Origin of the sequence: Nostoc sp. MG11, assembly GCF_014904695.1 — a bacterium.
Lineage (GTDB): Bacteria > Cyanobacteriota > Cyanobacteriia > Cyanobacteriales > Nostocaceae > Komarekiella.
This window is the reverse complement of the sequence record NZ_JACXXN010000091.1, coordinates 1-8,624: the sequence shown is the minus strand read 5'-3', so window position 1 is coordinate 8,624 and position 8,624 is coordinate 1. Positions and strand designations below refer to the sequence as shown.

Annotated in this window: 10 protein-coding genes; 4 read left to right on the top strand and 6 right to left on the bottom strand. The window is 43.2% G+C overall.

Going from position 1 to position 8,624, the window contains the following annotated elements; translation table 11 throughout:
• The first annotated feature begins 305 nt into the window (after nucleotides 1-305).
• From HCR01_RS35905 to HCR01_RS35895, 3 genes are all read left to right on the top strand, one after another.
• Nucleotides 306-518, top strand: coding sequence for a DNA-binding domain-containing protein (locus HCR01_RS35905; protein WP_193200670.1), 213 nt, complete (start codon nucleotides 306-308; stop codon nucleotides 516-518).
• An 86-nt stretch (nucleotides 519-604) separates the two neighbouring features.
• A complete protein-coding gene (locus tag HCR01_RS35900) occupies nucleotides 605-940 on the top strand; it encodes a hypothetical protein (protein ID WP_193200669.1) in 336 nt (111 codons plus the stop codon).
• Nucleotides 937-3,798: a CHAT domain-containing protein gene (locus HCR01_RS35895; RefSeq protein WP_193200668.1), complete on the top strand. Its 2,862-nt coding sequence runs from the start codon at nucleotides 937-939 to the stop codon at nucleotides 3,796-3,798. The genes HCR01_RS35900 and HCR01_RS35895 overlap by 4 nt, the downstream gene beginning before the upstream one ends.
• 66 nt (nucleotides 3,799-3,864) lie before the next feature.
• Here HCR01_RS35895 and HCR01_RS35890 read toward each other — a convergent pair whose 3' ends face one another.
• The 6 genes from HCR01_RS35890 to HCR01_RS35870 form a co-directional block, all read right to left on the bottom strand.
• Nucleotides 3,865-4,002 (bottom strand): hypothetical protein, encoded by a 138-nt coding sequence (locus tag HCR01_RS35890; protein WP_226890026.1) that lies wholly within the window; start codon nucleotides 4,000-4,002, stop codon nucleotides 3,865-3,867.
• A 48-nt stretch (nucleotides 4,003-4,050) separates the two neighbouring features.
• Entirely contained in the window at nucleotides 4,051-4,761 is a 711-nt protein-coding gene (locus tag HCR01_RS39610; protein WP_226890025.1) for a hypothetical protein, read from the bottom strand.
• A 12-nt stretch (nucleotides 4,762-4,773) separates the two neighbouring features.
• On the bottom strand, nucleotides 4,774-5,367 hold the full coding sequence (locus tag HCR01_RS39605; RefSeq protein WP_226890024.1) for a hypothetical protein: 594 nt from the start codon (nucleotides 5,365-5,367) through the stop codon (nucleotides 4,774-4,776).
• A 96-nt stretch (nucleotides 5,368-5,463) separates the two neighbouring features.
• On the bottom strand, nucleotides 5,464-7,068 hold the full coding sequence (locus HCR01_RS35880) for a hypothetical protein (RefSeq protein WP_193200667.1): 1,605 nt from the start codon (nucleotides 7,066-7,068) through the stop codon (nucleotides 5,464-5,466).
• Nucleotides 7,069-7,239: 171 nt separating this feature from the next.
• Nucleotides 7,240-7,566, bottom strand: coding sequence for a helix-turn-helix domain-containing protein (locus HCR01_RS35875; RefSeq protein WP_226890023.1), 327 nt, complete (start codon nucleotides 7,564-7,566; stop codon nucleotides 7,240-7,242).
• Between the two features lie 291 nt (nucleotides 7,567-7,857).
• Nucleotides 7,858-8,130: a hypothetical protein gene (locus HCR01_RS35870; protein ID WP_193200666.1), complete on the bottom strand. Its 273-nt coding sequence runs from the start codon at nucleotides 8,128-8,130 to the stop codon at nucleotides 7,858-7,860.
• A gap of 14 nt (nucleotides 8,131-8,144) precedes the next feature.
• Here HCR01_RS35870 and HCR01_RS35865 point away from each other — a divergent pair.
• Nucleotides 8,145-8,624: hypothetical protein (locus HCR01_RS35865; protein WP_193200665.1), on the top strand; the 480-nt coding region annotated here is incomplete at its 3' end.

The following is an 8,624-nucleotide window of genomic DNA, read 5'->3' as shown; positions in this document are numbered from 1 at the left end:
CGCCATTTAAATGGTTGTTTTGGGTTCATCTCTGTAGCATTTCAGTCTCTTGAAAGAATATAACACTTGCTTAGGCACCTATTTTTGCAACACAGCCGAAAATGTTGCCATGACAATAAAGGTTGTTCATCCCAAAATCAAAACTTATTGCAGATATAGGATTAACAGAAATTTCGTCTTACAAATGAAATATATAGCCAAAACTCAGCTTAATAAAGACTTCTGCGAGTTTTATTGCTATTTTACGTGAAAACACGGAATAATAGTAATACTATGTCATACATTTAAAGAAAAGGTTGCCTGGAATGGTCAAACCTCAACTTGTAGTTAGATTGTCCCCAGAGTTGCTGGAGAAACTGAATCAGTATGCATCAAAAACGGGTGCATCCAAAACGGATGTAGTAGTTGGTGCATTGTCCCAGTATTTGGGATGCGCTGAAGCATTGCCACTAAACCAAAAGGTAGCAGAACTGGATGCGAGGATGGCAACGGTAGAAGCGTTGGTGAAAGTCAGTTAAACCGAGAGTAGTTGAGAAATCTTATGTCAGTATAAAACCCAGCACTGAAACCTCAAAAAGAATTTTTTATTGAAAAAATTGGCAATATGAAAATTGAAATCCAAGGACAAGATGCAGTAAAAGCTACACAAGAACTGTTAGCGATTGAGGGTATAGAAGGGAGCTACCAAACAGTTGATGAAGTAGAACGGGAAGGAACAGTAGCCACAATTGCAACCATAATTGGGATTGTCAGTGGCACATTTGCGATCGCAGAGAGCTTGCACAAGTGGAAGGAAAAATACCAAAAATCTCTACACGACCCAACGGGTGCAAGGATTGAGAAAGTTCTGATTGTTACGCCTGATAATCATCGGTTATTGCTCAAGGACGCAACAGTAGAGCAAATCCAAGCGATTTTGGAGAAATCTAAGAAGCAATGAAAATTCTCCACATTGACCTAAAACCAGATGGGGATAAGTATGCAAAGCTGCATTTCTTCTGGGATAACCCTAATGAATTTAAGCCTCGTCAGCTTCCCCTTGCAGAAATCGCCGACTTGATTAAAACGGCAAAAGAAGAATATTACACCAGACTGCCCGAAGACTATGCTAAGACAGGGCAGAAACTTTATGAGTGGTTAGATGGCAAAGATCGCATTTTTAAATGTGAAATTGACAAGCATTGGCGTTCGGGTATAGTTGTTGCGATCGCAGCAACAGAAAAACTTGCACATTTACCTTGGGAAGTGCTGCATGATGGTAAAAGTTTTTTAGTAGAACGGAGACCTGGCATTGTTCCGATTCGCTGGGTAAAGGATGAAAACTCTAGACAACTGACTTTTGAAGATGCACCAGCAGATCGAGCCTTAAATGTACTGTTTATGGCCACTTCGCCACGAGGAGTTGAGCCAGAATTAGATTTTGAGGCGGAAGAAGCAAAAATTCTGTCAGAAACTAACCGTCAATCCTTGTGCTTGACTGTGGAAGAAAGTGGTTGCTTAACTGAGTTAGGTTATTTACTAAAAGATTACCAGCAGGGACATTTTGATGTTGTCCACTTGACAGGTCATGCCACCTTTAGAGATGAAGAACCACGCTTTATCACTGAAACAGAATTTGGGGAAGCCCAGTACAGCCGTGCAGAAGATATAGCGACCGAATTGCAATTCCAACAGCCCAAACTGGTTTTTCTTTCCGGTTGCGATACGGGATACTCAAGAGATGAAGGTACAGTACCATCAATGGCAGAAGCATTACTCAACCAAGGCGCAACGGCTGTTATTGGTTGGGGTCAACGGGTTCGAGATATTGATGCAACTGGGACGGCTGCGACCTTGTACCAAGAATTGTCAGCCGGAATGACGGTAACACAAGCACTTGCTCTGTGTTATCAAACATTGCTAAAACAACAAGCACGAGACTGGCATTTGTTGCGGTTGTATGTGGCGCAAACTTTACCGAGTGCGTTAGTAAAGCGTGGACGTAAACCAACCCCTCGTCCTTCTATTGCCCAAGAGTTTGTAGACTCAGAAAAGAAACTGAGAGTTGCTACCCGTGAGACTTTTATTGGTCGTCGTCGCCAGTTACAAAACTGCTTACGAATACTTAAAACTTTCAGTACAGAGATTGGAGTTTTAATTCATGGGATGGGTGGATTAGGTAAAAGTACCATTGCGGCGCGATTGTGTGATCGCCTGTCTGAACATAAAAAAATCGTTTGGTGGCGACAAATTGATGAATCGAGTTTAGTGAGTGAGCTAGCAGATAAACTGAGGAATCTAGAACAACGGACAGCACTCAGGAGAAACACACAGGAACTCAAATATCGATTGCGAGATGTATTCAATGAGTTGAATCAATCGAGAGAGAAACCCTTTTTATTAATATTTGATGACTTTGAGTGGAATTTAGAACATCGTCAAGGAAAGTATATTCTCAATACTCAAGTAGCCGCAATATTGAAATCATTAGTGTGGGCAATTAAAGAAAATAATGCAGACCACCGTATTATTATTACCTGTCGTTATGGCTTTGAATCAGACCTAGATGAATCATTCTACAAACAGCCTTTAGAATCATTTTGTACATCTGATTTACAGAAAAAACTGAGTCGTTTAAAAGCTTTTAATTCCGAGGACATTGATCGGAATTTAATTGAGCAAGCCAAAACATTAGCTGATGGTAATCCCCGCTTGCTAGAATGGTTAAATGATGAGGTGTTGTTAGGAGAAGACGCAGAAACAAAACTTAGTCAATATGAAGCTAGTTCTGAAGGCTGGAAAGAAAAGCTTATCTGGTTTAAAGAAAATACCCCAAAATTGCAAATTGACAACAAATCTGTTGAACGAATAATTAGTCATTGTTTAATCTTTGAAATTCCCGTTCCTAGACAAGCATTAGAAGCAGTTTGTGAATCTAATAAAGAACAGCTAAGTCCAGCAATTGAACTGGGGCTTATCGAAGTAAGTCCCGAACCAGACGAATCCAAACGGCTTTATCGAGTCTCACGCATTTTACCCAACATTATCCCCAACATCCAACTACCTAAACCTCCACAAGTCTATTCCCTGTACCAAAAAGCCCATGAGATATTACATGAATTGTGGGGGAATCAAGAGAACAAAAGCGAAGAACAATGGCAAAAGATTTTTCGATTGAAATTCGCCAACAAAGAAAATCCTGAACGATTTAGGCAAGGTTTCTCTCAGATGTTGGCAGTACAGTATAATCCCGAAGCCGATAAAGCTTTTGAAGGAGAATTGAGAAAAGTTGCTGATGACTTGGTAAAGGATGGACTATGCATACAATTGGAAAACTATCTTCAGCACAAACAGTGGAAAGAAGCAGATGAGGAAACTGCTTGGATTTTTTACCAAGTCATGGTTAAAGAAAAGCATAAAGATTGGAGCGAACTGCTAAAGAATTTCCCCTGTGAAACTCTCAGGGAAATTAATCAACTCTGGCTTCAAAATAGTAAAGATCAATTTGGCATCAGCATCCAAGCGGAAATTTACCAGAGTTTAGGCAGTCCGAGCTATCGTGATGATAATTGGGATATTTTTGGTGAGCGTGTAGGTTGGAAACAGACTTCAAATTCTGGTGGCTGGTTGAGTTATGGTGAGTTAATCAATATTATTAAGAATAATGAAGGAATGCCACCGGATGTTACATCATCATCACCTGTGTTTGTGCTGCTACCTGTTTTAATTCATACACAGGATGATCCGTACTATAACTCCGTACGTGGCGGTTATCCGCGTATTCCACTCACATATCTTCTCTCGCGCAAAGACTTGTAAAGTCTAGTATTTAAGACTTTCAGAAGTTTGTAAACATTTATTTCTGCCTCACTTTTCACGTAGTAATCAGCATTTACAAAATCGGATACCTGGCACTGTCGGCTGATAGCAATTCGCCTGAATAAACTTTGCTGCTACCTCATGCACCTCCGCACCTCGGTTACTCGCTGCTTCTCCCAAGGTAGACTCAGTTGTCCATTGCAAATACGCAAACTACAATACGTATAGTTTATAGCCTGTTGTACAAATCCACTACTCCTCCCAATTAACCAATACCCCATCAACACAAGCAATTCCCCACTGCGGAAACTTCGCCAAAAGCTTTTTGATCACGATCTGTAAGGCAGGGTCATCATGACAGCATTGTTGGAGGAAGTCAAAACCAGGATTTTCCCCAACCAGAGAAGCCATCTTCAGTTTCTCCATTCGCAATAGTCTAGTTTTGGATCTAATGGCGATGTCTTCTCTACGAGACGCTCCGCGAACGGCGGTAAACAACGCCTCACTAGATCTTTGCACCTGATAATTGACTACAGATATATTCCACTGCTTCTCAAATTTGCTGATTGTTGCCTTCATGCTGGCGTAATACTTGCTGTCTAGCAAATATTGAATTACCCACAATGGAGGGCATTCTCCAAGGTTTGCTTTATCTAACCATTCAAATATCTCACTTTGATTTAACGACACGGGCGCGGCGCAACAAGTCTCTTCATGAGGGAATATCGCCTCAACACCACAATTCTGGTTTTCAGCCAATAACGAAGCGAGATTACTCGGTGCAGCATCCACGTTCGCGCAGCGTCTCGTAGAGAGTGCTAGCAATGTACAGTCATTCGCCGTAGGCGAGTCTTCAAGTTCTGACGCGCTTTCGATATGTGAAGGCGACGCGCCCCTCAAGGGCGCATGAGCCGTTTCCTCAACACGCGGATTTTCAGTTGGCGCGTCAGAACCAACTACCATACCAACAACCAACTAAGGTTGTTGGTAGGTAGTTAACGGGTTGTTAGAAACGTTGTTAGGTTTTTGAAACCCGCAGCATACCTCACTTTTTTGACCATTCTTTTGGAATGATTCCAAATCAGGCTGGATTTGTTCCACTTTGGGGTGGTTTTTATTCCGTTCGGGGTGGTTTACTTTCTCCCCGGCGTGGACGGCTTTCTCGTCACAAGAATTAGTTTCTTCCGAAGTGGACGATTCCCAGTAAAAGCGATTGTAATAACCGTGAAGGTTACGGACACGGTAGCTAATCAGTCCTGGTCTGCCAGAAGGCAAGCGGCCAAACACTTCCTCAAACTGAAACAATCCTTGAGCCATTAACGCCGCCCCTGCTTTTTGGAAAGATTTGTAGGTGAGGTTAGTATCAAGTTTATGAGCAGAACCCCCGAATTGTTCAGCCGCCACGCTATCTAACCAAAGCTGCTGCACAGATGGGGGCTGCTGACGAACCCAGTTAATATCCTCAATTGATACTTTGCAATGTGGTCTAATCGATTTGTCCGCGTCAGCAAGTTTCCGCTCGTCTCGCTGTTTGCTGCCACCGTTGATTGCTTTTAACGCTGTAGTCATATTTATATTTCCTCCTAAATTTTTCCATGACAATGTGAGCGACATTGCACCCATGCCGCGTTTAAGTTTTTTAGCTATCTCAAAGCGAGTCTTTATTTACTGGTTCTCGCCTTTCCAAAAGCGCAACTCGTCTCGAAAATACCTGTCAGTCTTTTTTGATTGCTCCTTCCAACAATCCCAGGCAACCACCACTTCCTCGCCCAAATCTTGCACCACCTCACCCCTCTCGACATACAAAGTACGGTATGGGTCAGCATGAGCAACGATAGAGCCGACTTGGATGGTGTCCGGTTCAATAGATGCGTTCTGGAGTGCAGTAATTAACTCTGTTTCCTCACTGGTCAATTCCACCCAATAGTCTGATTTAATTACCTCATACTCTTGCGCCACTGCCCAATAGTCCTGCCACGTACACTCAGGCTTGGCCAACACTGTTCTAATGTCACTAACCGCCTGTGGTAACAGTTGCAATTGCTCGGCTCGCAGGGCGATCGCCGAAGGCGGGTCTTCGACCATCGCAATTGGTGTCGGGTCACTCCCCAGAATTATTGCAGCAGCTTCGAGCGCTTGGGTGTTGTTCATCGCACTGGCGATCTGCTTCAATGCCATGCCCATGAGCCGCAGACATTCCTGGGCGTTTTCTTTTGGTGGTTCAGTAGCAAGTGATCGCAAGTCTATTGTCTTCTCAAGCGATCGCTTAACTTCCTTGTTCAGTGCTTTAGTCGCTTGCTGGGTGAGAGTATTTTCCCACTGCTCTTGAGGACGTTCCTGTACCGCGTGTTCTAATTCCTGGATACGCTCTTTGAGTTGTTGATTTTCAGCCTCCAGTTTCCGTAACCCCTCCATTTCATCCAGGCGTTGCTGTAACTGGATATTTTCTTGTTTCTGCTGCTTGAACATCTGTTGCAAGGATGAGATTTGCTCAATTACTTGTTCCTCGGCTCTGGCCGATGCTTCTGCTTGTATTCCAATCCTCAATTCCTGCTGTAAGTGCTCTAGTTCCTGTTTATGCCGTTCTTCAATAGCAGCAATCACTTCCGCATATTCTGCGGGGTAAGTGCGTTCTCTGGGAAATGGGACACTGGCAGCATCTAGATCCTCGTTATTTATCAGCAGTTTCTCACCATCATCAAAAGTTACAATCTGCTGCCAAACATTTGGTGCATCTGCCTCAATCACTCCCGATTCCCCAGAACGAGGGTGCGATTGTGATGAAACCGTGACCGAATTACACAATTGCGTTTGACTTTTTTCCTTTTTTGTGGCGCGTTTAGCTGCTGGAGCAACCTGTTGTACTGCTTTGGCAAAATCCGCAGCTGTAGGAAAGGGTTTTTCTTTGGCTGCGATCGCAACAGCTTGTTGAAGCTTGTCGGGTGTTTTGACCAGTTTGAGTAAGGGGCGAGTCTGGGAAGGTTTGGTGATCTTATCTTTCAACTCGTCGGGTAGAGTATCAACTACTCGCTTTGCTGCAAATAAATCTTTGACCCTGCGATATCCCCCATGTTTGGTCAACTCGCTTTCGCAGTAATCCTCAAAGCTAGTGTATGCGCCATCTTGGAAATAGCCGTTATCTCGCATCAGCCGCAGTTCGTCGGATGCTTGCCACTCGAACCGATCTATGGCGGCGAAGGTTTCTTGGATGCTGGTGTTGAGATTGCTGTAGTCAATGGTTGATGTTATTTCGGGTTCTAGTGTCAGCATATTTCTTGCCCACTATGGAGTGCTGGAAACAGTTAAGGTTTCATGAGCGCCAAAGTGAGTATTTAGCTGATCTGGAAGTCATACCAAAAGTGTGTCAGCATTATAGTTAGCTCACTTTGTCGTTAACGGATTGAGCAGGCGATCGCAGTGCTTTGACGGGCGGCGATCGCTTTATGCTGCAAGCCCTTGTGTATTAGAGTTAAGAGTTTTAGAGCTTATACGTTTTTCAGAAGAGAGTAACCCAATTTGTTTTGGACTATTGTCCTTAGTACCTGCGTCATCATCAGGAACAAAAACAATTAAGTCTCCTGGCTCGCATCCAAGAGCAATGCAAAGTCCATTAAGCCTTTCCGCTGTTAAGCGAGGCATTTCATCTGTTTTTCTAAGCCGAGAGACGGAGTTTTCATCAATTCCTAGAAATGTTGCCAAGTCTTTATTCTTAATGCGTTGCCTTGCCATCACTTCATTTAACTTCCAAACAATCATTTGCTTATTCATACAACACCTCCATTAGTTTAATCCTCGTCTTGCTTGGATAAATCGACTACTAACCATTATACATACCATACAATGATTTATCGATATATAGAGTCTATTAATATAGATCTTAAATTTATAAATATAGTTTTTGTTGACATAATTCTACGTCTGATATATATTTATAGATATAAGACATTGAGATGTGAGCCACATTCACCCAATTGCTAAAAGTGGCTTGCACTTACAGAACCTTGAAAAAAACTGAACAGAACAATACCCCCAGGTAACAGAAGTAGTGAATAGTCAAAGCTACTGAAGGTAGATAAGGGTTGCGGGAGTTCTTAATAAACAAATTACGACCAGGACGACGACTGGCTTCTGAAGCGTTTGAAGCTGTACACGTCGCCTGACACTATTTGTCTCCTGCTTGGTAATGCTCAAGTGCCATTGGCTTTGAGCAATAAATGCAAAGCTGCGCTTAAAAGTTTTGAGAGCGTTGTGATAAACCACAACGACGTTTGCATATATAACAAAGGCGATCGCCCACCGTCCAAAGTTAGCGATCGCCTTTTTCCCTTTCATCAAGGAACTATATTATGACCTACACAAGGCTTACACAGCAAGCAAAAGCTGATTCTGTTATTGATCAACAAGCGATTGTCCAACAGGAACTCAACGGTCTTCTTAAAGCCCAGGCGCAAACTGTAGCGCCAGTGGCCCCAGCGAAAGATCCGTTGACTGACCGTGATCGCACCATCATTGCAACCATCGTCAACCAATCCGACTATCCCCACAATTGCCAGCCACAGGATGTAGTCACCATCTGGATTAACGAAGATAACATCGTGTGGGTGAAGATGACCCACGGTTTCGCTCGGTTCCACAAAGAACCGTTTAAGGCAGCAGTAGCAAAGGTCAAAGCAACCCTACCCGAAACACCACGAGAGCGCAACGAGCGCTTGCATGAAGAACTGTCAATAGCTTGCAACAAGTTTGGGATTCAGACAGGACAAATTGATTGGCTGTCCTTGAGCACTAAACTTTATCGAGATAGACAATGCATTGGATTGGTTGGG

Bases quoted from the DNA above. Each gene is read 5' to 3' on its own strand.
- HCR01_RS35905 (WP_193200670.1), top strand. From the start codon at position 306: ATGGTCAAACCTCAACTTGTAGTTAGATTGTCCCCAGAGTTGCTGGAG.
- HCR01_RS35895 (WP_193200668.1), top strand. From the start codon at position 937: ATGAAAATTCTCCACATTGACCTAAAACCAGATGGGGATAAGTATGCA.
- HCR01_RS35880 (WP_193200667.1), bottom strand. From the start codon at position 7,068: ATGCTGACACTAGAACCCGAAATAACATCAACCATTGACTACAGCAAT.
- HCR01_RS35870 (WP_193200666.1), bottom strand. From the start codon at position 8,130: ATGAAAGGGAAAAAGGCGATCGCTAACTTTGGACGGTGGGCGATCGCC.
- HCR01_RS35875 (WP_226890023.1), bottom strand. From the start codon at position 7,566: ATGAATAAGCAAATGATTGTTTGGAAGTTAAATGAAGTGATGGCAAGG.
- HCR01_RS39610 (WP_226890025.1), bottom strand. From the start codon at position 4,761: ATGGTAGTTGGTTCTGACGCGCCAACTGAAAATCCGCGTGTTGAGGAA.
- HCR01_RS39605 (WP_226890024.1), bottom strand. From the start codon at position 5,367: ATGACTACAGCGTTAAAAGCAATCAACGGTGGCAGCAAACAGCGAGAC.
- HCR01_RS35900 (WP_193200669.1), top strand. From the start codon at position 605: ATGAAAATTGAAATCCAAGGACAAGATGCAGTAAAAGCTACACAAGAA.